The sequence below is a fragment of the Sphingobium sp. ba1 genome, from assembly GCF_000743655.1.
GTDB lineage: Bacteria > Pseudomonadota > Alphaproteobacteria > Sphingomonadales > Sphingomonadaceae > Sphingobium.
Map to the genome: position 1 here is coordinate 1,639 of NZ_JPPQ01000071.1, position 883 is coordinate 2,521.

Genomic DNA, 883 nt, shown 5'->3' on the forward strand with positions numbered 1-883 from the left:
CCGTCGGCAGCGTCACAAGTTGAGCGTTGAAGAGATAGCTTTTGATCGCATCGGCCAGGCTCACCGCGCTGGCAGGCACCTCGACGATCTCGACGCAGGGCAGGGCGGCACGCAGATCGGCATAGAAGCCTTCCTTGTCCGCAAAGGCCAGTTCATGGGTGAACAACACCCGCTCATTGGCCACCGCCACGACATCATTGTGGAAAGCGCCCGCCGCAATCGCTTCCTCGGACTGCTGCACGAACAGCGTCCGCGCCGGGTCCAGCCCATGCCGTCGCGCCACCGCCTTGCTCGCCTCGACATGCTGGCGCGCGGGGAAGGGGCCACCGGACTGGCCATAGACGAAGATCTCGACCCCCGGTTGGTCATGCCGTTCGGCCAATCGCATATGATTGGCCGCGCCCTCGTCGCCAAAGGGCGGCGGCACCGGGCCATGGACGGCAAAGACGCTCTGGTCGGAAAAGGCGACCCGCAATTGCGCCAGCGTCTGCGGCCATTCATGGCTGCGGTGCGCCATCGTCACCAGATTCGCGACGGTCAAATGGGTGCGCCGGTCGCCTGTGTCACTGGCGGGCGACACTGTCGCCGCATTGGCCGCCCACATGGACGAGGCCGACATCGCCGCCGCACGAATATGCGGCTCGGCCGCCCCGACATCGGTTCCAAGCTGCGCCAGCCATGCCCCGTCGGGTCGCCATTGCGGCAGGAAGATGCCCTGCGTCAGCCCCAGCCGGATATTGCCGCGCATCTTCTCGATACCCTGCAACGCCGCCGCGCGCGGATGCGACACCGCGCCTGCATTGCGCGCCGAGGCCAGATTGCCGACGCTCAAGCCCGCATAATTGTGGCTCGGCCCGATCAGCCCGTCGAAATTAATCTCGGT

1 protein-coding gene is annotated in these 883 nt (G+C 65.9%); it reads right to left on the reverse strand.

Annotation, left to right across the window (positions count from 1 at the left end):
• Positions 1 to 883: N-succinylarginine dihydrolase (locus IL54_RS19080; RefSeq protein ID WP_081913129.1), on the reverse strand; the 883-nt coding region annotated here is incomplete at both ends.